This window comes from Streptomyces sp. NPDC031100, assembly GCF_055570785.1.
Genome location: NZ_JBVIGN010000014.1, coordinates 41,271 through 64,857 on the forward strand (window position 1 = coordinate 41,271; position 23,587 = coordinate 64,857).

General features: G+C 73.0%; 20 protein-coding genes and 2 pseudogenes. 8 read left to right on the plus strand and 14 right to left on the minus strand.

Annotation, left to right across the window (positions count from 1 at the left end; translation table 11 throughout):
* Positions 1–136: 136 nt before the first annotated feature.
* Complete coding sequence (locus ACZ5DS_RS33075; protein ID WP_468245912.1) at positions 137–2,989, minus strand: AfsR/SARP family transcriptional regulator; 2,853 nt, start codon at positions 2,987–2,989, stop codon at positions 137–139.
* A gap of 487 nt (positions 2,990–3,476) precedes the next feature.
* On the opposite strand from ACZ5DS_RS33075, the gene ACZ5DS_RS33080 reads away from it, so the two are divergent.
* Positions 3,477–3,992 carry a hypothetical protein gene (locus tag ACZ5DS_RS33080; protein ID WP_468246300.1) on the plus strand — a complete coding sequence of 172 codons (516 nt, stop codon included), beginning with the start codon at positions 3,477–3,479 and terminating at the stop codon, positions 3,990–3,992.
* A gap of 237 nt (positions 3,993–4,229) precedes the next feature.
* On the opposite strand, the pseudogene ACZ5DS_RS33085 reads toward ACZ5DS_RS33080, so the two are convergent.
* Positions 4,230–4,379: pseudogene (locus ACZ5DS_RS33085) on the minus strand (uracil-DNA glycosylase); the annotation flags it as partial.
* 70 nt (positions 4,380–4,449) lie between these two features.
* Complete coding sequence (locus ACZ5DS_RS33090) at positions 4,450–5,535, minus strand: WD40/YVTN/BNR-like repeat-containing protein (protein ID WP_468245913.1); 1,086 nt, start codon at positions 5,533–5,535, stop codon at positions 4,450–4,452.
* Between the two features lie 272 nt (positions 5,536–5,807).
* Between ACZ5DS_RS33090 and ACZ5DS_RS33095 the strand changes: the two genes are divergently transcribed.
* Together ACZ5DS_RS33095 and ACZ5DS_RS33100 are read left to right on the plus strand one after the other, a co-directional pair.
* Entirely contained in the window at positions 5,808–6,395 is a 588-nt protein-coding gene (locus tag ACZ5DS_RS33095) for an Rv1733c family protein (protein ID WP_468245916.1), read from the plus strand.
* An 88-nt stretch (positions 6,396–6,483) separates the two neighbouring features.
* Complete coding sequence (locus ACZ5DS_RS33100) at positions 6,484–6,621, plus strand: hypothetical protein (RefSeq protein ID WP_468245917.1); 138 nt, start codon at positions 6,484–6,486, stop codon at positions 6,619–6,621.
* A 124-nt stretch (positions 6,622–6,745) separates the two neighbouring features.
* Here ACZ5DS_RS33100 and ACZ5DS_RS33105 read toward each other — a convergent pair whose 3' ends face one another.
* Both ACZ5DS_RS33105 and ACZ5DS_RS33110 read right to left on the minus strand, forming a co-directional pair.
* Positions 6,746–8,722 carry a HEAT repeat domain-containing protein gene (locus tag ACZ5DS_RS33105; RefSeq protein ID WP_468245919.1) on the minus strand — a complete coding sequence of 659 codons (1,977 nt, stop codon included), beginning with the start codon at positions 8,720–8,722 and terminating at the stop codon, positions 6,746–6,748.
* Positions 8,723–8,867: 145 nt separating this feature from the next.
* Entirely contained in the window at positions 8,868–10,544 is a 1,677-nt protein-coding gene (locus ACZ5DS_RS33110) for an acyl-CoA dehydrogenase family protein (RefSeq protein WP_468245921.1), read from the minus strand.
* A 63-nt stretch (positions 10,545–10,607) separates the two neighbouring features.
* Between ACZ5DS_RS33110 and ACZ5DS_RS33115 the strand changes: the two genes are divergently transcribed.
* Positions 10,608–11,408, plus strand: a complete 801-nt coding sequence (locus ACZ5DS_RS33115) for a PaaX family transcriptional regulator C-terminal domain-containing protein (protein ID WP_468245922.1) — start codon at positions 10,608–10,610, stop codon at positions 11,406–11,408.
* Positions 11,409–11,484: 76 nt separating this feature from the next.
* Here ACZ5DS_RS33115 and ACZ5DS_RS33120 read toward each other — a convergent pair whose 3' ends face one another.
* Entirely contained in the window at positions 11,485–12,849 is a 1,365-nt protein-coding gene (locus ACZ5DS_RS33120; RefSeq protein WP_468245923.1) for a nucleobase:cation symporter-2 family protein, read from the minus strand.
* A 128-nt stretch (positions 12,850–12,977) separates the two neighbouring features.
* Complete coding sequence (locus ACZ5DS_RS33125; RefSeq protein ID WP_468245925.1) at positions 12,978–14,321, minus strand: FAD-dependent oxidoreductase; 1,344 nt, start codon at positions 14,319–14,321, stop codon at positions 12,978–12,980.
* 205 nt (positions 14,322–14,526) lie between these two features.
* Between ACZ5DS_RS33125 and ACZ5DS_RS33130 the strand changes: the two genes are divergently transcribed.
* A complete protein-coding gene (locus tag ACZ5DS_RS33130) occupies positions 14,527–15,030 on the plus strand; it encodes a DUF6214 family protein (RefSeq protein ID WP_468246272.1) in 504 nt (167 codons plus the stop codon).
* 43 nt (positions 15,031–15,073) lie between these two features.
* Here ACZ5DS_RS33130 and ACZ5DS_RS33135 read toward each other — a convergent pair whose 3' ends face one another.
* The 4 genes and pseudogenes from ACZ5DS_RS33135 to ACZ5DS_RS33150 form a co-directional block, all read right to left on the minus strand.
* Positions 15,074–15,739, minus strand: coding sequence for a TetR/AcrR family transcriptional regulator (locus ACZ5DS_RS33135; protein WP_468245926.1), 666 nt, complete (start codon positions 15,737–15,739; stop codon positions 15,074–15,076).
* Positions 15,740–15,887: 148 nt separating this feature from the next.
* Positions 15,888–16,577 (minus strand): HAD family hydrolase, encoded by a 690-nt coding sequence (locus ACZ5DS_RS33140; protein WP_468245928.1) that lies wholly within the window; start codon positions 16,575–16,577, stop codon positions 15,888–15,890.
* 131 nt (positions 16,578–16,708) lie between these two features.
* Positions 16,709–17,101: pseudogene (locus ACZ5DS_RS33145) on the minus strand (phosphatase PAP2 family protein); the annotation flags it as partial.
* A 136-nt stretch (positions 17,102–17,237) separates the two neighbouring features.
* Positions 17,238–17,810 (minus strand): DUF5134 domain-containing protein, encoded by a 573-nt coding sequence (locus tag ACZ5DS_RS33150; protein ID WP_468245931.1) that lies wholly within the window; start codon positions 17,808–17,810, stop codon positions 17,238–17,240.
* Positions 17,811–17,974: 164 nt separating this feature from the next.
* Between ACZ5DS_RS33150 and ACZ5DS_RS33155 the strand changes: the two genes are divergently transcribed.
* Entirely contained in the window at positions 17,975–19,633 is a 1,659-nt protein-coding gene (locus tag ACZ5DS_RS33155) for an FUSC family protein (RefSeq protein ID WP_468245932.1), read from the plus strand.
* The gene (locus ACZ5DS_RS33160; protein ID WP_468245933.1) at positions 19,630–20,274 is read left to right on the plus strand and encodes a MarR family winged helix-turn-helix transcriptional regulator; all 645 of its coding nucleotides are present in this window, start codon (positions 19,630–19,632) and stop codon (positions 20,272–20,274) included. Before ACZ5DS_RS33155 ends, ACZ5DS_RS33160 begins: the two co-directional genes overlap by 4 nt.
* A 414-nt stretch (positions 20,275–20,688) precedes the next feature.
* Here the strand turns inward: ACZ5DS_RS33160 and ACZ5DS_RS33165 are convergent, their stop codons facing one another.
* Positions 20,689–21,453, minus strand: coding sequence for a VOC family protein (locus ACZ5DS_RS33165; RefSeq protein ID WP_468245936.1), 765 nt, complete (start codon positions 21,451–21,453; stop codon positions 20,689–20,691).
* Positions 21,454–21,809: 356 nt separating this feature from the next.
* The gene (locus ACZ5DS_RS33170) at positions 21,810–22,202 is read right to left on the minus strand and encodes a VOC family protein (RefSeq protein WP_468245937.1); all 393 of its coding nucleotides are present in this window, start codon (positions 22,200–22,202) and stop codon (positions 21,810–21,812) included.
* Between the two features lie 70 nt (positions 22,203–22,272).
* On the opposite strand from ACZ5DS_RS33170, the gene ACZ5DS_RS33175 reads away from it, so the two are divergent.
* Complete coding sequence (locus tag ACZ5DS_RS33175; RefSeq protein ID WP_468245939.1) at positions 22,273–22,812, plus strand: GNAT family N-acetyltransferase; 540 nt, start codon at positions 22,273–22,275, stop codon at positions 22,810–22,812.
* Between the two features lie 27 nt (positions 22,813–22,839).
* Here the strand turns inward: ACZ5DS_RS33175 and ACZ5DS_RS33180 are convergent, their stop codons facing one another.
* Positions 22,840–23,523: a glycerophosphodiester phosphodiesterase gene (locus tag ACZ5DS_RS33180; protein WP_468245941.1), complete on the minus strand. Its 684-nt coding sequence runs from the start codon at positions 23,521–23,523 to the stop codon at positions 22,840–22,842.
* Positions 23,524–23,587: the final 64 nt, after the last annotated feature.

A 23,587-nucleotide genomic window follows, 5' to 3' on the forward strand; every position in this document is an offset into this window, starting at 1 on the left:
GATGTATCGGCACCCGCAGAGGCGATAAGCGTCCCATCGGCAACGGCGCGCAGCAGGAGCCGTGTGGTCTGGTTGTCCACGTAGACACCCGTGGCCTCGGGCAGCGCACGCGAGATGGCAGGCGAACCCAGCCAGGTCACGGCGACGATGGTGGCGCTGCCGCCTTAGTCAGGTGCATGTCACCGATGGTCTGCCATAGCCGCTGCGCCCGCTCGCGGTGCCGGCGCGCCAGGTCGTGGAAGCCGGCGGCGGCGTCCAGGTCGCCGATCAGTTGCCAGCACGCGGCCTCGTCGTGGCGGTCGCCGTGCCGGTGGAACAGGTCCGCCGCGCGCTCCAATGCCGGGCTCGCCCGGTCCCGGTCGTGCCGGCCGGCGTAGACGCGGCCGACTTCCAGCAGCGTGTACGCGGCGCACCGCTCGTCGGCCAGTTCCTCGAAGGTGGCCAACGCCTGCCACAGGCAGCGCAGCGCCTCGTCCGGATCACCGCGCCGATCGTGCAGCCGGCTGAACCGTCGCAGCACGACCGCCACCCGATGCCCGTCGTCGAGCGCCCTGGCCTGGCGCAAGGCTTCGCTGAACCAGGACCCGGCCTCGTCGAGTTCGCCCTGCATGAGCCGCATCACGGCCATCGAGCACGACAGCTGCGCTTCGAGGTGCCGGTCCCCCTCACCGACCGCGATGGCCAGCGCCTGCTCGGTACGATCGGCGGCTTCGTCGTAACGGCCCTGCACCCGGCTGATCGTACTCAGCATCGCCAATGACAGCGCCTCGCCGCGCTTGTCCTGGCCGTCCTGGCACAGTCCGAGGGAGGACTGCAGGGCACGGGTCGCCGCGTCGAACTCGTCTCGGTAGATGTGCAGCTGGCCAAGACCGCGCAGCAGCACCGATGCGCCGCGCATGTTGCCGGCGGCCTCGGCAGCGTCCAAGGCGAGCCGGTGCCCGTGCTCCCAGTCCTGATACAGGCACCGGTGGTCGTAGTAGGTCGCCGGGCCGGCCGCCAGCTCCCAGGCCATTTCGTCCAGTCCCCAGTCCACGGCCAGTTTCACCGCGCCGAGCAGGGTGTCGCGTTCCGCGTCGAACCAGCCGACCGGGTCGGCCATCAGCCGGTCCACGACCGTGTCGGGCAGCGACAGGCGCGGCGCCGAACCGGGCGCGGCGGCCAGCAGCCCGGCCGGCAGCCGATCGGTGCCGCGCCCGGCCAGATCGAGCCAGGCGGACAGGACCCGGACGATCGCGTCCCGCTTGTCCGCCGCCGGAAGCTGCGCGGCGATCTCCACGGCACAGGTCCTGATCAGGTCGTGCAGCCGGTAGCGCGGCTGGCCGATGGCGTCGGTGGCGGTGAGCCGCACCAGGCTGGCGTCGACGAGGGTGTCCAGCACCTCCTCGGCGTCGAAGTGGTCCAGCAGCGGGCCGACCACCCAGCCGGGCAGAGTGTAGGGGCCGAGCAGGCCCAGCAGGCTCAGTGCGCGCACCGCGTCGGCCGGCAGCAGCCGCAAGCTCAGTTCGACGCTGGCTCGTACGCTGAGATCCCCGATCCTCAGCTCGGCCAGCCGCCGGGACTCATCTTCGATCCGTTCCCGCAGCACCCGCAGCGACCACGCCGGGCGGCCGGTGAGCTTGGCGCCGGCGATCCGGATCGCCAGCGGCAGGTTGCCGCAGCAGTCGAGGATCGCGTCGGCCTCCGCCGGTTCCTGCTCGACCCGCCGCCGCCCGACGATGCCGGTGAACAACTCCCTCGCCTCTGCCGGGCTCAGCACGTCCAGGTCGATGTGCCGGACGCCGGGAAGTTGCGTCAGCAGAGCGCGGCTGGTGATCAACACGGCACAGCCGTCGGCCCCGGGCAGCAATGGCAGCACCTGGTCGGCATGACCGGCATCGTCCAGCACGACCAGCATCCGGCGGTCCGCCAGCAACGACCGGTAGAGCGCGGCCCGCTCGGACAGGCCGTTCGGGACCGCGCTGCCGGCGATCGAGAGTGCGCGCAGCGCCTCGGCCAGCATCTGCGCCGGGTCCCGCGGCTCGTCCGATGTCCCGGCGAGGTTGAGGTAGAGCTGGCCGTCGGGGAACGTGGCGCTCGCCAGCCGAGCGGCGTGCGTCACCAGAGAGGACTTGCCGACACCGGGACCGCCCACGATGACGGCCACCGGGGCCCGGTGCGGCGCCGACCCGTCGAGTAATCGGGCGACCTCGGCCAGCACGTCGGCCCGGCCCACGAAGTCGGGTACATCGAGCGGCAGTTGACGCACCGGCATCGCCATGACCGGTTCGGTGGCCGCCGTGCCCGGACTCTCCGGTCGTGTATCCGGGGGACCGCTCGCCGGGACCGGAGCCGCCAGGGCGGGATCGGCGGCCAGGATGCGCAGATGCAGCGCCTGGATCGGCGGGGTGGGGTCGACGCCGAGTTCGCCTGCGAGTGTCCGGCGCAGCCGCTCGTACGCCTCCAGCGCCTCGCCTTGTCGCCCGCACCGGTAGAGGGCGACCATCAAGTGTTCGGCGACCTGCTCGTCGTAGGGGTGCTCGCGGAGCAGGGCGGTCAGCTCCTCGATGACCTCACGATGACGCCCCAGGCCGAGTTCGATGCTCAGGCACAGTTTGTGCGTGGCCGCGCGCTTCTCGTTCAGCCGTGCCGCATCGAGCTCCAGGACCCGGCTGGAGATGTCGACCAGGGCGTTACCGCGCCAGCAGGTCAGCGCCCGCCGCAGCGCGACAGCCGTCTCGAACGGGGCCGTGTGCCGTTCGGCGAGGTGCCGCTCGTGGTCGAACTCCAGTAGGTCGAGCTGATCCGGCGCTAGGTGGATCTGGTAGCCGCCGCGGCGCGTGCTGATCAAGGAGCCGGGTGCTCCGCACGCGGCGAGGTTGCGGCGCAGCCCGGAGAGAGCGTCCTGGACCTGACGGACCGCGGTGGCGGGTGCTTTCCCGTCCCACATCACGGCGACGAGCCGTTCCATGGCGACGAGGTTGTTGGCGTCGACCAGAAGCGCGGCCAGCATCTTGGCCTGCCGCGGTCCGGCTAATCGGACCTCGTGTCCCGTGATCTGGGCGTGTAACGGCCCCAGCACGCCAAATCTCATGCTCCCCCCAGCACTTCACGATCAGCGCCGATCCCCTGCCTGACCTGGCACTAGGACGAATCTAGGACGGCCGACGGACCCGTGTCCATAGCGTCACGGTGGGTCACTCAGCCATTCCCGCGCAACGAAAGGAACAGCAATGAAACGTTCGGTCAAGGCAGCAGTGGTGGCCGCGACGATGGCCGTCGCCACTGTCACCTCCGCCGGAGTGGCCCAGGCCCATGGCTGACCGACGGGTTGGTGGGACCGCAGCTTCTCACCGGCCAAGCGGCCACTCCCAGCCGGGGCAGCACGGCCGATCTGAGCCGAAGTTCGTCACCGACGCAGGAACGCGCCGGATGAGGAACGAGGCTCACGCTCATTGCTCTCGCGAACTACGCGAAAGCGTCGACACTGGAAGGTATCTATGAGTCTCAAGAAGGCACTCACCGTCTCGGCAGCCGTTGCGGCCTCTCTGGCCGGCAGCCTGCTCACGGCGTCCGGCGCCCATGCCGCCACCCCGTCGTCCAGCACCCACGTCGTCTCCCCGGCATACAGCGCACATGCGTGCCGGTCATGGACTACAGGCAACTACGCGTACGTCACCAACAACATCTCGATCGACTCCTGTTACTGGGTCGAGAACAACGGATACACCATGTCCGCCACGATCCCGTTCCAGAACTACTCCGGCACCGGCGTGTGGTACTGCGCGCACGCGATCAACGTCAACACCGGCGGCTGGGCTCACGACTTCGGCTGCGGTTCCGGGGTCTCCACCGGCCAGGGCTCCACCACGGCGGGGACCGGTGGAGGAGGGGCCGGGTACAGCGAATACTGGAATGCGCCGGCGGGCACCTACGTGGTCTCCACCGGTTTCTGGCTGAACGGCAGGTACTACGGCGACGTACAGAGCCCGAGGACCACCATCGGAGCGCACTAGCCCATCAGGGCCGAGCGGCTGCCGGTCCGAGGCACAAGACCGGTGGCCGCCCGCTCCCTCCGGGTTCGGCTGCTGGGGTGGCCTGCCCGGCATGTTCGTGGCGTTCCATTGCGCCGCCCGCCGACTCCGCTCAGTTCCGTCAGCATCCGTTGTCCGGCCTCGTTGAGCAGGAGTTCCGCGTCGGCGTGCGTGTGCGGGGTGGCATTCCTTGATGGCCGGGCAGGGCCCGGCTCGCGGCAGAACATTCGGGCCGGCCGGAAGGTAGGTGCGCCCCTCGGCGATCTCCGAGCGCAGGAAGTCGCTCGTCTCGGCGATCCGTCCGGCCACGGGGTCCAGGGCCTTCGCCCAGCCCACTGCGACGATTTCATGCAACGGTCGTGGTGCCACGGGCGCCACCCCTACTGCCGCGGGCAACACGGAGATCGACCTGTGGCCAAGACCTGTGGACCCGGGACCCTCAACCGATCACCGCCGCCCGTACGCACAGCACGTCCGGCAGATGGGAGCCCAGCTGCTGCCAGCTGTCGCCGTCGTCCGCGGAGGCGAACACCTCGCCGTTGCGGTTGCCGAAGTAGACCCCGGCCGGGTTCGCGTCGTCCGTACGCAGCGCGTCGCGCAGCACGGTGCCGTAGTGGTCCTCCGCGGGCAGCCCTCTCGACAGCGGCTCCCAGGTCTTGCCCGCGTCGGCTGTGCGGAAGACCCGGCAGCGGTGGTCCGCGGGCACCCGGTCGGCGTCGGCGTTGATCGGGAAGACGTACGCCGTGTCACCGCGGTGCGGATGGGCGGCGACCGCGAAGCCGAACGTCGACGGCAGGCCGGCGCCGATGTCGGTCCAGTGCGCGCCCGCGTCGTCGCTGCGGTACACGCCCCAGTGGTTCTGCAGGTAGAGCCGGTCCGGGTCGACCGCGTCCCGGGCGATCTTGTGCACGCACTGGCCGAACTCCGGGTTCGGATCCGGCAGGAACACCGCGGAGACACCGGAGTTGGACGGCTCCCAGTGCGCCCCGCCGTCCTGGGTGCGGAACACCCCGGCGGTGGAGACCGCCACGGTCACCGCCTGAGGGTCGCGCGCGTCGGTGAGCACCGTGTGCAGGCCCTCACCGCCGCCGCCCGGAACCCACTGGGAGCGGGTCGGGTGCTCCCACAGGGGACGCACCAGCTCGAAGCTCTCCCCGCGGTCCTCCGAGCGGTACAGCGCGGCCGGTTCCGTGCCCGCATACACCACGTCCGGCTCGGCGGCGGCCGGGTGCAGCTGCCAGACCCGCTCCAGCGAAGCGCCGGTGTCCTTGGGGAACTTGACGGCGGGCCGGGCCGGTTCGGTCCAGGTGCGGCCCAGGTCGTCGGAGTGGAACACCGACGGGCCCCAGTGCGCGCTGTCGCCGCCCGCGAGCAGTCGCGGGGTGTCGCCGCGGGTGTCGATGGCGACCGAGTAGACGGCCTGCGCGTTGAAGTAGGGGCTGTCGTCGAACTTCCAGGTGCCACCCCGCCGCCGCCCGATGAACAGGCCCTTGCGGGTACCCACGGCGAGCAGAACCTCGGTCATGCCGATCACCTCCGGGACGTCTTTGTCCAGGTAGTCGTCAGATACCGGCCAGTCTGCACCCCGCCACTGACAGTCGGCACCGAAAGCCGTGTCGCCGCAGGTCATGGCGGTGGCGTCGGCTTGTCACGGAGATCGGCGTGGCCCGTTGCGGCATGTGCCTGCGCGAGGGGGGTGTCTCGTGCGACCGTCGGGGAGACGACTCGTCGTGAGCAAGGGGGCGGCCCTGCCCGTATGGGAGGGCGGTCCGGCCTGTCGGTGCGCTCGTGAGGAGGATGCCTTTGAAGGCGTTCCGTGGTCCCAAGGTGTGGCTGTGGCGCTGGCGGCGCAACCCGCTCAGGCGCCGGGCCGACGTGGTGGAGGCCTGGGTGGTCCTCGCCGTCTGGCTGCTGACCGTCCTGGCGGGGGTGCTGGCCGGTCTCGCGGCCGCCCGGTCGGTGGAGCACGGACTGGCCCGGGAACGCGCCGACTGGCATCCCGCCGTCGCCCGCGTCGTCGTGCAGGCACCCGGAAGGTCCGCCCCGGCAGGCGCCGGCGGCGAACGGGTCTGGGCCGAGGTCCGCTGGACGGTCGCCGACGGCTCGGCCCACACCGGCCAGGCCCGGGTCGCGCCGGGCAGCAAGGCCGGGACCCCTGTCACCGTCTGGACCGATCCGCAGGGCCACCTGGTCACCCGCCCCACCACCGCCGCCGAGGCCACCTTCCGCGCCACGTTGATAGGCGCTCTGGTCGGAGTGAGCGCGGCTGCGATCCCGTTGGTCGGCGGCCGTGTTCTCCGCGGCCGCCTGGAGCGTCGCCGCATGGACCGCTGGGACGCGGAGTGGGCCCGGTTGGGGCCGCAGTGGAGCCGGATGCGATGGTGAGGGGCCCTGCGTCCCGGCGGGTCTCTACAGCCCCGGCAGCACCTTCCTGCCGGCGCGCGTCCACAGCGCCGCCAGCACTTCCTTGCAGGTGCCGAGCGACGCCTCGTCCGCCGCCGAGGCTGCCTTCGGCGCCAGGTTGATCGGCAGCCTGGTCGGAGTGAGCGCCGCCGCCGTCCCGTTCGTCGGCGGCCGTGTTCTCCGCGGCCGCCTGGAGCGCCGCCGCTGAACCGCTGGGTCGCGGACTGGGCCCGGCTGGCGCCGCAGTGGGGCCGGATGCGATGGTGAGGGGCGTGAGGGGGCGCTACACCGGCGCGCCTCTACAGCGCCGCCAGCCCCCTGCAGGCGCGCCTCTACAGCCCCGTCAGCACCTCCCTGCAGGCGGTGAGCAACGCCTCGTCATCAGCGATGTCATGGCCGCCCCAGCCGCCCGCGCGGGCCGTGTGGCGTCGGGGCGCGGCCAGTTCCGCCGCCACCAGGTCGCGCAGCGGTGCGGCCGCCGGGCCCAAGGCGGCGAGGCACCGGGTGATCGGGCCGCGGGTGCAGGGGTTCTCCGACCAGGCGGCCCGGAACACCGGCAGCACGGGTCCCGGATCCCGGCCGATGTGCCACAGCGCGCACGCGGCCGACACCCGCTGCCGGACCTGCCCCGAAGCGGCCGTCCGGCGCAGCTCGGGCAGGGCCGCGCGGGCCGCCGGACCCAGCCTGCCCAGCTGCCGCGCGGCCAGTCGGCGGCTTCCCGGCTCGCCCTGCGTCAACTCCCGCAGGAGGACGGGCAGTACGGCCGCGGCAGCACCGTCCGCCGACCACAGGGCGCCCGCCGCCGCGGCCGCGTGCCGGGTGTGCAGCAGGTCTCCGAGCACCGGTGCCGCCTGCGCGGCGGCTCCGAGGTCGTCCAGGGTCCGGACGACCTGACCGGCGAGTCTCTCCCGTGCCCCGAGACCGTCCGGTGCACCGGACAGCAGGCGCAGTATCTCCGGAACCGCCTCCCGGTCGCCGATGGCCCCGAGCGCCGTCAGCAGGGGAGCGGCCAGGGTGTCGGCGGCCGGGGAGTCCAGCGGGATCCGGGCCAGCCGGTGCCGCAACGCAGGGGCGAGGGGAGCCGCGGCCCGGCCCAGGCGTGCGATCTCCTGCCCCAGGCCGCCGGGCAGGACCGGGCTCGCCAGGAGCTGGGCCAGGAACGGGACCGCCCGCGGATCGCCGCTCCTGGCCAGGGCCTTCAGCGGGCCGCCCAGGCTCGGCGAGCCGCGTTCCCAGCGGTGGGTCCACAGCTCGGGCCGGGCGGTGACCAGGGCGTGGAGGTCGTCCGCGGCGGGCGCGGCCAGCCCGAACAGCTCCGTCAGGACCGAGACGGCCGTTTCCCGCAACCGATCCTGGTCCGTGTCCAGCTGGGCGCCGATCAGGGCTACCGGCTCGGCCACGTCGGCGCGCCAGCCGCGGAACAGCGCCGCCGCCATGCACACGGCATTGCACCGGTCGATCGGGTCCGGGCTGCTCAACTGCCCGGTGAGCAGGGCGATCCGCTCCCCGGTCCGGTCACCGAGCGCCGTGTGCAGGGTGCGCAGCAGCTGGGCGCCCTCCTCGTCCGAGGGGCGCAGCCGTCGTATCCGCCCCACCAGGGTGTCGTTCCCCGGCTGCTCCTGGACGTCCGCGCGGCGCGCGGATCTGTCCCGCAGCAGCCGGACGGCGGTCGGCACCAGGTCGGCCGGGAGCCGCTCGGGGACGGCGAGCGCGAGCTGGCCGAGGGCGGCCAGCCGCAGCCCCGGGTCGTAGGGCGGGGCGCTCTGCGCGTTCAACAGGTCCACCGCAGCGGCCGCCTGCGCCGGGTGCCTGCGGACGAACAGGCCGAGGGCCTCCGTGAGCGCGAGCAGGACCCGGCCGTCACGCTCGACCGGTATCCGCCCCCGTAACAGGTCCGGGACGCGGGCCGGGGCGTCGAGGAAGCGGACGACGGCGCCTGCCGCCGCCCGGCGCACTGCCGCGTCCGAGTCCCCGAGGAGGGAGACGAACACCTCGGAGCCCGCGCACACCGCCTCACGCGCGCGGGCGTCCCCGCTCTCCGCCCCGATGCTGACCAGCAGTTCGACGATGCAGCCCCGGTCCGGCACCGCCTCGCGGGCCGCGAGCGCGCACAGGAAGGGCACGCAGGCGAGCGTCGAGTCGTACACGTTCCCCTGGTGGTGCACCGTGCCGTACATGCCGTCGAGCGCGGTCTGTCGCTCGGCGGCGTCCGCGGAGGCCAGTCCCCGGAGCCATCCGGGCACCTCCTCCGCGCTGCCGCGCGCGTGGTGCAGCGAGGCCCAGTCGACCTCGTCGATCCCCGTGAACACGTTGTCCTCCCCAGACGAGTGCCACCTGATCGCGAGTCTGCACCACGCCACTGACAACGAAGCGGAACCGGGCGCTGACTGTGTGCGATCCGTCGGCTCTCACCGGCCACCGGGCGGGATCCGGCCCGGTGGCCGGTGCGGGGGATCAGTTCCGGACGGGCAGGGCCCGCTCCAGGATCGCGTCCAGGTCGGTGCCGGCGGGCAGCGTGCCGAACGCGTGCCCCCAGTCGCCGCCCAGCCGGCTCGCGCAGAAGGCGTCCGAGACCGGGTGCGGGGCGTGCCGGACCAGCAGCGACGCCTGCAGGGCGAGGGCCATCCGCTCGACCAGCCGGCGGGCCCCCACCTGGTCGGTCTCGGCCAACTGCGCCTTCAGCCCGGCCACGGCCGCGTCCAGCCGTGCGTCGGCCCCGTGCGCGAGGGCGAGTTCGGCGAACAGCGCCTCGGCGGTGTCCGGTTCGCGACCCAGGGCCCGCAGCACATCGAGCGCGTTGACGTTCCCGGAGCCCTCCCAGATCGACAGCAGTGGAGCCTCCCGGTAGTGGCGGGGCATGCCGGACTCCTCGACGTACCCGTTGCCGCCCAGGCACTCCAGGGCCTCCGCGGTGAACGCCGGGCCCCGCTTGGTGACCCAGTACTTGCCGACGGCGGTGGCGATCCGCCGGAGCGCCCGCTCCCCGGCATCCCCGCGCACCGCCCGGTCCGCCGCCCCGGCCAGCCGCAGCGTGAGGGTCGTGGCGGCCTCCGACTCCAGCGCCAGGTCGGCCAGGACGTTGCGCATCAGGGGCTGGTCGAACAGCCGGGCACCGAACGCGCTGCGGTGGCGGGAGTGGTGGCCCGCCTCGACGAGCGTCTTGCGCATCAGGGTCGCCGAGGACATCACGCAGTCCAGACGGGTGCAGTTGACCATCTCGATGATGGTCTTCACGCCCCGCCCCTCCGGGCCGACCAGCCAGGCCACCGTCCGGTCGAACTCCGGCTCGGAGGAGGCGTTGGACCGGTTGCCGAGCTTGTCCTTCAGCCGCTGGATGCGGAAGGTGTTGCGGCTGCCGTCCGGCAGGATCCGTGGCACCAGGAAGCAGGACAGACCGCCCGGAGCCTGCGCCAGCACCAGGAACACGTCGCACATCGGCGCCGACGTGAACCACTTGTGGCCCCGCAGCGTGTACACGCCCGGCTCACCGGTGGGTGTGGCCGTGGTGGTGTTGGTGCGGACGTCCGAGCCGCCCTGCTTCTCGGTCATGCCCATCCCGGCGAGCAGCCCGGGCTTCTCGGTGGGGACGCGAAGCTCCGGGTCGTACACGCGGCTGGTCAGCAGGGGTTCATAGATCTTGGCCAGGTCCGGCTGGGTGCGCAGCGCGGGGACGGCGGCGTATGTCATCGACGTCGGACAGCCGTGCCCGGCCTCCGTGTGCCCCCACACCAGTCCGCCCGCGGTACGGGCCACATGGGCGCCGGTCCGGTCGTCGGCCCACGGGGCGCCGGCCAGGCCCTCGGCGACCGCGGTCCGCATCAGATGGTGCCAGCTGGGGTGGAAGTCGACCTCGTCGATCCGGTGGCCGTAGCGGTCGTGGGTGCGCAGCTCCGGCTCGTGCCGGTTCGCCTGTTCGCCCCACTCCTGGGCCTCCGCGCTGCCGGCCCGCAGCCCCAGCTGCCGGATGTCGTCCTCGGCCCACCCGGCGCCCTCCCGGCGCAGCCCTTCCAGCAGGGCCGGGTCGTCGGAGGCGTCGTACGGAGGCAGGGGCGGGGCCTGGTTGGTGACGTCGTGGGTGGCGTACTGCGGCTGCGGCGGCGACTGCACGGGATTCGAGACCATGCAGGCCATGTTGCACTCTCCGTGCGGCTGTAGCAATGATGCAACAAGGAGGCGCACGTACAGTACGTGCCCATGCGCATGAACGTGTCAGCAGAGGCAGGTGAGGCCGCCGGGCTGCGGCCGCTGTCCGCGCGGTCGGTCGTGCTGAGCCTGCTCCTCGGCGCGCATCCGCCCGAGCTGCCGGTGAAGGACCTGGTCCGGTTGGTGGAGCCGTTCGGCGTCGGCGGTTCCACGCTCCGGGCCGCGCTGAGCCGGATGACGGCCGCCGGGGACCTGCGCCGCACGGACGCCGTCTACGGGCTCAGCGACCGGCTGCTGGCCCGCCAGCGCCGCCAGGACGAGGCGCTGCATCCGCGCACGCGCGCGTGGGACGGCGACTGGGAGATGGTGGTGATCACGGTGACCGGCCGCGGCCCCGCCGAACGCGCCGACCTGCGCGCCCGGTTGGCCGCCCTGCGCCTGGCCGAACTCCGCGAGGGCGTGTGGCTGCGCCCGGCCAACCTGGGCCGGTCCCTGCCCGGCGACCTCGCGCGCGTGGCCCTCTCGTACACCGCCCGCCCCGACGGCTCCCCGCACGAGCTGGCGGCCCGCCTGTGGCCGCTGGACGCCTGGGCCGCCACCGCGCGGACCCTGCTCGCCCACGCGGCAGGCGCCCGCTCGCCGGCCGACCGTCTCACCGCCTTCGCCGCGGCCGTACGCCACCTGCTCACCGACCCTGTCCTCCCGCCCGCGCTCCTGCCTGCGGACTGGCCTGGCGAGGCCCTGCGCACGGCCTACGCGGCCTATCAGGAGGAGCTGGCCGCGTCGGGGGGACGGGAGCGCTGCGACGGACCGCCCTCGCCTCGCGCACGACCCGGCGCCAGGACCGGATGAGGTCGGGGATGACAACTTCACACGCGGCCTCCGGACCGGCCGGTGGTATGGCTCCGGAGTCTGAGCGTCCGTCGGTTCACTGCGTGCGGGGCGCTGTTTGCCCGGCAACCTCCGTGGCGTCGAAGGTGTCCGAACCCGCCTTCGCAGGAAGGTGGTTGAACAGCAGGTTCAGGGCGACCGCCGTCAGGCAGCCCGCGCTGATTCCGCTGTTCATCACCGTCTGGAACCAGTCCGGGAACCTCGCGTAGACCGTGGGCACGCCCACCGGCAGCATGCCGACCGCCACCGAAACGGCCACCACCGTCAGGTTGTTGTTGCCCTGGAAGTCGACGCGGGCCAGCGTCCGCAGCCCGCTCGCCGCCACCGTCCCGAACATCACCAGGCCCGCTCCGCCGAGCACCGGCGCGGGGATCGCCGCGACCACCGCGCCCAGCTTGGGCAGCAGACCCAGCAGGACGAGGATGCCGCCGGCCGCCGCGACCACCCAGCGGCTGCGCACCCGGGTCATCCCGACCAGTCCTACGTTCTGCGCGTACGCCGTGTACGGGAAGGTGTTGAACACCCCGCCGAGGACGGTCGACAGCCCGTCCGCGCGCAGTCCGTCGGCCAGCGAGCGCGGCTCGACCCTGCGGCCGGTCATCTCGCCGACCGCGATCAGGTCACCGGTCGTCTCGGTCATCGTCACGAGGGCCACCACCAGCATGGACGCGATCGCGGACGCCTTGAACGTCGGAGCCCCGAAGTGGAACGGCGTGCTGATGCCCACCCAGTCCGCGTCCCCGACCCCGCTGAAGTCGGTGAACCCGAAGGGCACGGCCACCGCCAGGCCCACCGCGATGCCGGTCAGCACCGCGATCCGGCTGAGGAAAACCGGCGCGAACCGCTGCACGCCGAGCACGACCGCCAGTACGAAGGCCGCCAGCGCCAGGTTCTTCGGCTCGCCGAAGTCCTTCGTGCCGGAACCGCCCGCGGCCCAGTTGCCCGCGACCGGCAGCAGCGAGACGCCGATGATCAGGATCACCGTGCCGGTGACCAGTGGCGGGAAGAAGCGCAGCAGCCGGCCGAAGACCGGCGCGAGCAGCACGATCGCGAGGCCCGCGACGATCACCGAGCCGTAGATCGCGGGCAGTCCGCCGCCCGTCGTCCCGATGAGCACCATCGGCGACACGGCCGCGAACGTGCAGCCCTGCATGATCGGCAGCCGGACGCCGAACCGCCAGAACCCGATGCACTGGATCAGCGTGGCGATGCCGCACACCAGCAGATCGGCGGTGATCAGATACGCCAGGTCCGCGGGCGACAGCCTCATCGCACCGCCCACGATCAGCGGCACCGCGACGGCACCCGCGTACATCGCGAGCACGTGCTGCAGGCCGAAGGCCGCCAGCTGCCGTGCCGGTGGTATCTCGTCGACGGGGTGCACTTCTGCGGTCGTGGCCATGGGGACTCCAGAGCGGCGGGTGGGCAGTGACATCCGAACAGCACGAGACCGTAAGGTTCTTGAACAGTTTGTTGATTGCGAGGGTGTTGCCGCTGTGTGTCATGCCCGCCCGGCAGCCGCCGACCCCGCTACGCCGATCGCGCCGCCCCCAGCAGCCTGTCCCAGTCGTCAAGTTTGACCACGCCCCGGCCGAGTTGCGCCCCCAGCGCGGCCTCGGCGCGCTCGATCGCCTGCCAGCCCGTCCACGGCACCGGTTCGATGCCCGCCGCGCGCAGTGCCGGCAGCGGGTCCTCCGGCACCTCCTCGCGCAGGAGCACGGGCGCGTCCGCGAGCAGGGAGGTCGCCGTCTCCTTGGCGCACGGCCGGTTGGTGCCGATGACTCCCGTCGGGCCCCGCTTGATCCATCCGGCCACGTACTCGCCCGGCGAGACGACACCGTCGCGCAGGACGCGGCCCTCCCGGTGCGGCACGGTGCCGGTCGCCACGTCGAACGGCAGCCCCTCCAGCGGCACTCCGCGATAGCCCACCGAGCGCAGCACCAACTGCGCCGCCACGTCCTCGTACCGGCCGGTGCCCGTCACGCCGCCGTGCCCGTCCGGTGCCGTCCGCTCGAAGCGCACGGCGCCCACCCGGCCTCCCCCACTCTCGAGCAGTTCCACCGGCCGCAGGAAGAACCGCAGCCGGATCCGGCGGGCGGCCTGCCGAGGCGGGGCGTCCGCCCAGCCGCGCAGCGCCTCCACGTTGCGGCGCTGCACGGCGGGCAGTGCGGAGGGATCGGCATACTCCGGATCCAGTGCCAACTCGGCCGGATCCACGGTCACTTCGGTGCCGGGCAGGCCGCCCAGCTCACGCAGCTCCTTGGTCGTGAAACGGGCCTGCGAGGGGCCGCGCCGGCCGACCATGTGGACCAGGGCGACCCCACTCGCGGCCAGCGTGTCCAGCGCCGCCTGCGGCATGTCCGTCGGACGCAGCTCACCGGCGCCCCGCACCAGCATCCGGGTGACGTCCACAGCCACATTGCCCACGCCGATGACCACCGCCGACCGGACGTCGCGCACGAACCCCGCGTCGGCCGCGTCCGGATGCGCGCTGTACCAGGACACGAACTCGGTCGCCGACCAGCTGCCCGGCAGCTCCTCGCCGGGGATCCCGAGGTGGCGGTCGGCGGCCGCGCCCACGCAGTACACGACCGCGTGGTACAGCGTCCGCAGCCGTGCCACGGGCAGCCCGCCGGGCCCGTCCACCCGGACCCCGCCGAGGAAGCGCACCCGGTCGTGCTCCAGCACCGTGCGCAGGCTGCCCTGCAGGGACTTGATCTTCTCGTGGTCCGGGGCGACGCCGTAGCGCACCAGGCCGTACGGGCACGGCAGCCGGTCCAGCACGTCCACCCGCACCTCGGGATCGAGCTGGACCAGGGTCTGGGCGGTGTAGCACCCGCTCGGCCCGGATCCGACGACGGCGACTCGCAGCACGGCGGTACTCCTTGCTCGACAGACTCGCAGGAGGAGAGTGTGCGGACGGCTCCAGCATGGCACCGCCGGACGCGCGACGGCAGGGTCCGGCGGGGTGACGCGGACGCGTGTCCCCCCGTATGGAGTGTGATCATGAGGTTACGTTGCGTGTGTGCTAGAAGCATCCTTTCTTCATCTTTCCGATCGGTGTGTGCACGACGGCGCGGTGTCCGTGTGGCCCGCCTGGAAGGTGCAGGGGCATGGGGGCGTCACGTCCTGGGTCAACGTCCGGCTGGCCTTCCCCGACGGGGCGCACGTCGACGCCGTGGCCGTGGTGACCGGGGGATACGTGTCCATCGAGGACGTCAAGGCGCAGCCCGCCCTCTCCCTCGCCGACCTGACCGTGCTCGCCGACTGGATCGAGGATCCGCTGCTGGAGGCGTGCGGGCTCGCGGCCGAGGGCTCCGGCGAAGGTTCCGGGGAGCACGGAGGCGACTGGGCGCGGCAGGATGCCGGCCACGCGGGAGGGCGGCGCGCCCGCCCCGACTGGCCGCGGGGCATCGAGGGGTGCCGGCTGGCCGCCCGGGAATACCGCGCGGCCCAGGAGGAGGGCACGGACCCGGTGCTCGCCGTGATGTGCGCGACGGGGCACAGCCGCCGGCGCTCCCTCTGGCTGATCGCGCAGGCGCGGGACGCCGGATTCCTGGCCCCTCGTCACGCCAGACGGTGACAGCCGGTGAAAGGGAGCCGAGCGCCGGCCGGCCCGGTACCCGCTACCCGTCCCGCTCCTCTGTTGCGAAGAACCGCGCCAGATCCCGCCCCCGACCCGCCCCGTCGTCCGTGTCGCTGCCCGGCGGCACGCCCAGCTCCCAGTCGAGCCCGTACCGCTGGAACAGCTCGGCCCGCAGCACCGGGACGGGCATCGGCACCCCCGGCACCAGCGCCGCGTACACCGCCCCCATCAGCAGGGACCGCAGCAGCGGGTAGTCGGCGGTCACGTCCGCGGAGCCGTACCGGGCGACCGTGTCGCTCAGCAGCTCCGACAGCCGCCGCTGTTCCGGGCACTGTACGAAGCCCTCGGCCTGGAGCAGCCCCGCCATGTGCTGCCGCATGAGCACCGGCCGGTCGTGGGCGAGGCCCAGGATGGCGTCGATGGCCCGGGCCAGCCGCTCCCGGCCGTCCTCGGTGTGCGGCTCGCGTTCCAGCGCCTCCTCCAGCGTGCGGTGCATCAACCGGTGCACGGCGGACTGCACCAACTGGCGCTTGCCGGGGAAGTAGTACGACACCAGTCCGCGCGCCGAGCCCGCCCGGTCCGCGATGTCGGCCAGCGTGGTCGCCTCGTATCCGTGCTCGTCCACCAGCTCGACCGCGGCCTGCAGCAGCCGCTCCCTGGAACGACGGCGCAACTCTTCATTGACCGAGGCGCTGCGCGGGGACATCCTGTAACTCCTGCGTTGACTGGCTACCAGCCAACTATACTCACCGCAGGGGGCACCGCCCTGCGCGGGGCCTATTCAGGGCTGCCGTCCGTCTGGGGCGACGCGGGGGATCGTCTCAGACGGACGGCGCGGTTCCGCGCTCGTTGCTTCAGCCCACCAGGTCCAGCACCGGCAGCAGTGCAGCGGGGCGATCCGCCACCGGCAGATGGTCCACGAAGTGCACCCGGCAGCCCAGCGCGGCCGCGCCGCCGTCGGCCGGCCTGCTGTCACCGACCATCAGCGCCTGCCGCGGATCGACACCCAGGTCCGCGCAGGCAGCCGCGAACAGCCGCGGGTCCGGCTTCTGCACGCCGTGTTCGTACGACAGCGCATAGGCGTCCACGTACGCGTCGAGACCGTGCTCGCGGAAGACCGGGCGCAGGTCCCAGCCGATGTTGCTGACCACCCCGACGCCGATGCCGCGCTCGTGCAGCGTGCGCAGCACCTCGGCGGAGTCCGGGTACGGCGACCAGGCGGCGGGGGACATGTGCCGCTCGTACAGTGCGTCGTACAGGCCCGGACCGGGCAGCGGCACGCGCCGCGCCAGCCCGGTGTAGGCCGCCCGGTGCAGCTCTGCGCTCTCGTCCCGTACCGCCCACAGACCGGCGAGGTCCTCGGGCAGCTCGAGCGGGTTCGCCCCGCCCGGCAGCGCGCCGGCCGCCTCCAAGGCCTTCGCGGTGTCGGCGAGTTCGGGGTCGGGCAGCGTCAGGCCGGTCTCCTGCAGCACGGCACGCAGCCAGGACTCGGTGGACTCGACGCGGAAGAGTGTTCCCGAGAAATCGAAGAGCACGGCAGCCATGCGCCGGACTCTACCGGCGTGATGACGGCGCTCCGGACACCTTCGAGGGGCGCGCCGAGTGTGCCCGGCTACGCGCCCGTCGAGGGTGCCCGGCCGCTGCGCGGCCACTCGTACACCACCACGGCCACTGCCGGCCAGACCGGGCGGGGCCGGCCGACAGCGGACTTCACGGACTGCTGCACGACCGCGGCCAGGGAGACGGTCACCGCCAGCCACACGGCCGTCCACCAGGCCGCCCGGCGCCACACCAGCCACAGCGCGGCGGCCGCGCACACCAGGCGCATGGTCAGCGGGTCCCAGACCCAGTCCGTCAGGATGCGGAACGCGTGCGTGAGGCCGTGCTCGCGGACCGCCCAACGGTGCGTGGTGCGGGCGACATCGCCGTCCAGCGCGGTCAGCGGCTGCCACCGGGTTGCGACGAGCGCCACCAGCAGCGCGGCACACCCGGCGAGCAGGCCGGCCACGACGGCCGCGGCGCGACGGGCCGGCGGGCGGGGCGGCGGGTCGGGGGCCTGGTGGTGCATGCGGCGATCTTCGTCGACGACACTGTCGGCGAGCCACCCCGCGGGGTGGTGTCGGCGCCGGGTGGCGGGCCAGGGTTGGCAGCCTGCGCTGCGGGTCCAGTTGACGGCCTTTCAGTCGCTGCAGGGCGGCCGTGGTTCACAGCGTGAGCAGCATCGCGACCATCCCGATTCCCATCGACAACCGGCATGCCCGCGCCAGCTCCGGACGGTCGCCCCAGCGCAGAGCCGCCGACCCGCCTGCCGGCGAGACCGTCCCGCCCGCCGTTGCGGCCGCGGGCACCAGACGGGCGCCGGACAGCAGCACATAGCCGGCGAAGTAGAGCAGGAGGACACCCGTTACCAGGGGCACTCCGGCGCCGGAGTGCGCGTGGTGGTGGGCGGCGGGGGAGGCGGCCATGACGAGGGACATGTAGACCATCGCCGCCGTACCCACCAGATGGTGCAGATGATGCGGGCCGCTGCGCGCGGACCACGCGGCACACAGAGCCGCCGCGCCGAACACGGCCGCGTACAACGGCCACGCCCACGCCGGCGGGGTGAACACCGCGGCGGGCACGGCCATCGCGGCCATGCCGAACCCCATGAGCGCCTCGCCGCCCGCGGCACGACGCTGCTCCTCGACGGCGCTGCGCATCCGCAGCAGGCAGTAGCCCCCGGTCGCCGTGCACAGCGCGACGAGCAGCCAGGCGGCCGGCACCGGTCCGTGCACGCGCACCTCCACGCTCGACGGTCGGTCGAGGTATGCGATGCCCACGGCACGTGGGGCGTATACGAGCGCAAGGGTGTACACGGGGAGCATTCGCCGGAGCACGGCAGGTGAGGGGAGGGTTGTGGAGAATGTTTCACTAGTAAAACACATGCTAAATTAATTGCATGAGCAGTGCGGCCCGTCTCCCTCTCGCCGGTGTGCTCCGCCTCGGGCGGCCCTCCGACATCTGGTTCAAGCCCGCGCTGAGCGTGGTGGTCGCGGTCGCTCCGCCCCATCTGACCCTGCTGGCACTCGGCCGCCTCGACCTCGCCATGTACACGATGGCGGGAGCGCTGTGTGCGCTCTACGGCCACAACCGCCCCTACGCCGCCCGGGCCAGGGCTCTCGCATGGGTGGTGCTCGGCATGGTCGGCGGGCTCACCGTCGCCCTGGTCACGGCTTCGCTCACCACGGATGCCGTCGTCCTGGTCACCGTCGGCGCCCTCATGGCGGCCGTGCAGAAGGCAGTGTGCGACGCCACCCGCATCGGCCCGCCCGGCAACGTCGTCCTCGCCTTCGTCAGCTCGGCCTCCCTGTTCGCCCCGCAGAGTCTCGGGCAGGTCCCCGGCCATGTCGGCCTGGCCGTGGCGGCGGGCGCCTGGGCCTGGCTGGTCGGCATGGCACCGGGGCTACTGCGCCCGCACGGCCCCGAACGCCGTGCCACCGCGCAGGCCCTGAACGCGGCCGCCGCGTACGCCGCCACGCGCGGCACCGCCGAGGGCCACGCCGGGGCCCGCGCCGCGAGCGCCGCCGCCCTCCATACCGCCTGGCAGTCCCTGCTGGTGACGGGCGCCCGCCCCGACCGCACCCGGCGCGCCCTCGAACGGCTCCTGGTCCGCGCCGAGGTCGCCCTCGCCGCTCCCGCCGACACCGACCCCGAACGGCTGCGTGCCTGGGCCCGCGACCTGCGCGGCACCGGCAGCATCCCGCGGGTCGACGCCGTGCGCGAGGCCGCCGAGGAACTGCTCGGAGCGGGCAGCGAACTCGCCCTCCCACGCTGCCCGTTGCGGCACCGGCTCGCCCCGCTCGCGCCCCTCGCCGCCCGCACCGCCATCGGCTGCGCCCTCGCCGGATACGCCTCCCTCGCCCTCGGCGTCGGCCGCCCCTACTGGGCCCTGGTCACCGCGGCCTCCCTCTACCAGGCCAACGTCACCCTCACCTGGAGCCGGGGCGTCCAGCGCGTCGTAGGCAACCTGGTCGGCGTCCTCGTCTTCGCCGCGGTCGTCCCGCTCGCCCATCTCCACCCGGCGGCGCCGGTCCTGCTCTGCCTCGCCTTCAACTTCGGCGCCGAGGCGCTGATCGGCCGCAACTACTGGCTCGGCAGCGTGTGCGTCACTCCGATGGCCCTGCTCGTCACCGAGTTCGCCCGCAGCCAGGACCCCGGCCGGCTCATCACCGAGCGGGTCGCGGACACCCTCGTCGGCGCGCTGGTCGGCTTCGTCGTGGCCGTGGCCGTCACCAACCGGCGCGCCGGCGACCGCATCGGGCACGCGCTCACCGCGGTGGAGCGCGCCCGCGCACACGCCGCCCGCCTGCTCGCCGAGCCGCACCCGGAACCCCGCGCCCTGGAGGCGGCCCGCCGTCCCCTCGCCGCCGCTCTCGTCGATCTGCGCGCCACGGCCGACGCCGCGTTGGGCGAGTGGTGGCAGCGTGCGCTGCCCGAGGAGCGGGTCGTGCTCGCCGAACAGTCCGGACACCGTACGCTCGCCGCGACGGTACGACGCCAGGGACTCGCGCCCCTGGACCAGGACACGGGCAGGACGACGGAGGATGCACGGCCATGACGCCGACGAACGGACGACCGACGGCCCGGAACACCGCGGACGACGGGCAGGCGGGGGCCGGGGACACCGCGCCGAACGGACGACCGGACCGGGACGGGAGCGCCGCCGGCCCCGGATCCGCCGGGAGCGGTGCGGCGCAGGGTGACACCGTCGCCGCTGTCGTCCGGCAGTGGCGGGCCGTCCACCCCGAACTGGACACCGGGCCCATGGAGGTCATCGGCCGGATCAACCGCTGTGCCGCCCTCCTCCAGCAGGCCGAGGACGCTCCGCTGCGCCGGGCCGGGCTCAGCCGCCCGGAGTTCGACCTGCTCGGCGCACTGCGCCGCACCGGCCACGAGCTGACCCCGGGTGAGCTGGCCCGGGAGACCTACTCCTCCGGGGCCGCCGTCACCAAGCGGCTCAAGCAGCTGACCGAAGGCGGACTGGTCGAGCGGCGCGGCGACACCCGGGACCGCAGGGTCGCCCACGTCCGCCTCACCGACGCCGGCCGCGACCTCGTGGACGGCATCCTGCCCGAACAACTCGCCTACGAGACCGCCGTGTTGTCCGTCCTCGCCCCCGACGGCCAGAGCGAACTCGCCGCACTGCTCGCCGACCTGCTCGCCCGCCTGGAGGGCCGGATGGGCGCGCTGCGGGCATGAGCGCCGCATGCTGAGCCCACGTCATCCACGTGCTCATCAGCTGCGGACCCGATGGGATCACTCACGCCGCGAGGACCGGCACCTGTCCGGGAGAGGCGCGCTTCGAGTTCGCCGATGAAGGCGAACGGCACCTGACCACCGTCGTCCCCCCTCACGGTGTGGCGCTTCGCTGGGAGGGCCGGGACGGTGACGCCGTCCTCGCCGGCGGCCCAGCCTGCTGCGATGGCTCGCCCGGCACGGCATGCCGGACCCGCTGCGCCCGTTCGAGGAGGCCGGCCGCAGGCATGAGCGGAGCCGGGCGCAGCAGGCCCACTGGCTCGCGGCGATGCCGGCCGCGCTCGGCGAGCTCTCTCGGCGCAGGCACCGGCCGCTGCTCGCGTTGTCCGCTGCACGAGGGTGTGCCCGGTCGGCCGCTCAGCCCTCCTCGTCTTCCTTGTACACGCCGAACGCCGCCCCCTGCGGGTCCCGCAGCACCGAGATGCGGGGCCCGTCCGGCACGGCTATGGGTGACAGGAGGACGGTTCCGCCGGCCTGCTGGGCGACCGCGGCCGTCGCGTCCACGTCGTCCACCGCGAAGTACGGCAGCCAGTGCGGCGGCACCTCGGGCGGGAAGCGGTCGACCATGTCGGCCATGCCGCCGAAGTCCTCCCCGCCGATGCCCCACTGCGTGTACCACTCGGAGGCGTTGACGCTCCAGCCGAAGAGCGTGGTGTAGAAGTCCCGGGCCCGGTCCGTGTCCCGGGTCGCCAGCTCCACCCAGCCGAGCGTGCCGGGTGCGTTGAACAGTCCGGCGCCCGGGAAGGCCCGCGCCTGCCAGAGCTGGAACGCCGCGCCCGTCGGGTCCAGGGCCACCGCGAAGCGGCCCACGTCGAAGACGTCCATCGGGCCGAGGATCACCGTCCCGCCGGCCTCTTCGACGCGCCGTACCGCGTCGTCCGCGTCCGCCACCGCGAACGACACGTTCCAGGCGACCGGTTGGGACTCCTGGTACACCGGGGTGAGTGCGGCGACCGCGGCGTCTCCGAGGTGTGCCACGGTGTAACCACCCGCCTCCGGCCGCGGATCCGTCTCCGGCCGCCAGCCGAACAGGTCCGTGTAGAACCGCTTGGCGCCCTCCAGATCGCTGGTCCCCAACTCGGTCCAGCAGGGGCCGCCGATCACCGGCTTGTCGAACTTCATGACATCTCCTTCCGGCCGCTGCGGCCTGCCTGCGGGAAGAGCCCGAGGAGACAGAACCCCCTCTCGCACGCTAGCCCCGGCCGCGGACCCCGGCCATCCGGAGGCGCTTTCCCCCGCACGGGGACAGCAGGTTTCCCCAGGCCGTCCTGCCACCCCGGCGCGGAAATCGCCTGCCCGAGCCCGGCGCGGGAGACGAGGATGTGGGGATGCTGCACGACAACCTGAGCCCGGTTGTGTGCGTCGACCCGGAGTGCCGGCGTCAGCGCCGGCCAGACCCCTACGAACACCCACGCCAGAAAGCCCAAGACCCACGGTCACAGGCGTCCGTCTGCCGCACATCCAGAGCGTGCCCGGCGCTAGATGCCCGGCCGGTAGCGCAGCGGATGGTCCGACGGGACCTCCACCAGCACGATCCGGGTGTCGTCGGGGTCGGCGATCCACATCTCGACCAGACCCCACGGCTCCCGCACCGGCGGCCGTACGATCTCGACGCCCTTGGCCAGCAACTCCTCGTGCGCCGCGGCCACGTCCTGGACCTGCAGCCACAGCTGCGCCGCCGGTGCCGACGGGGTCTGCGCGCGGCCGGAGACCTCCAGGAAGCCCCCGCCGAGGAAGTAGACGGTCCCGCGCTCCGGGCCCGTGCCGAACTCGCGGTAGACGGCCAGGCCCAGCTGCTCCCCGTAGAAGGCGCGGGAGCGTTCGGGGTCGCTGGGGCGGAGAAGTGTCCGGCTGCTGAGTACGTGCACCATGCATCGGGAGCCTAATGGCAGGGTTACGCTCGACCCTGCTTCAGCCGCGCCCGAGATCGGAGACCGCCCCATGGACACCACCGCCACCGGACCGACGTTCCGCGACGCCACCGACGCCGATGTCGACGCGCTCGTGGCGCTGATCGAGTCGGCGTACCGGGGCGACGCCAGCCGGGCCGGGTGGACCACCGAGGCGGACATCCTGGAGGGGCAGCGGACCGACCCGGAGGGCGTGCTCCAGGTCATCAAGTCGTCCGACAGCCGGCTGCTGACCGTCGAGCAGGACGGCCTGATCGTCGCGTGCTGCCAGCTCGAACACCGCGGCGACCACGCCTACTTCGGCATGTTCGCGGTCAGCCCCGCCCTCCAGGGCGCTGGCCTCGGCAAGATCGTCATCGCGCAGGCCGAGCAGCAGGCCCGCGCGATCTGGGGTGTCACCGAGATGCACATGACCGTGATCTCGGTCCGCGACGACCTGATCGCGTGGTACGAGCGCCGCGGCTACCGCCGTACGGGAAAGATGACGCCGTTCCCGTACGGCGACGAGCGCTTCGGCATCCCGCAGCGGGACGACCTGCAGTTCGAGCTGCTGGTCAAGCCGCTGGTGTGACGTTCCCGTGGAAGAGCGCGCGCCGGCTCACGCCGTGAAGCGGCCGGTGCGCTTGATCTCCGGGTAGTCGGTCGTCGCGCCGTCCAGCTGGAGCGCGCGCACCAGCCGCAGATCGTCCTGCGTGTTGACCACCCAGCCGATGATCCGCAAGTCGGCCTTGCGCGCGTGCTCGACGATCTCCAGGGTCAGCCGGCGGATGTTGAGAACGAGCGTCTCGGCGCCCACCTTGGTGGCGCGCTCCACCACGTCGGTGCCGTAGCGGCTGCCGACCAGCCCGGTGCGCACGCCCGGCACCAGCCGGGCGATCTCCGCGATCGCCTCGTCGTGGAACGACAGCACCTCCACCCGGGAGACCAGGTCCCGCCGGTGCATGACCTCGGCCAGCGTCCGGGCCGCCGCCACGTCCTTGATCTCGGCCTGCAGGGGCGTTCGCACCGCGTCCAGGACCTCCTCGAAGACCGGCACCCGCTCCCCGCGGCCCGCGTCCAGGGCGCGCAGCTCCGCGAGGGTCTTCTCGGCGATCGGGCCGGTTCCGTCGGTCGTGCGGTCCACCTCCGCGTCGTGCATGACGACCAGGGCGCCGTCCTTGCTCAGATGGAGATCGAGTTCGATCAGGTCGAGGCCCGCCCGCTGTGCGGCGGTGAAGGAACGGAGGGTGTTCTCGGGCTCGACACCCATGACCCCGCGGTGACCGATGGTAAGGAAGTTCAAGGTTCAACTCGCTTCCGTCGACGGCGGCTCGGCGCCCGCGGAGCGACGGGACCGCATCGTCCGC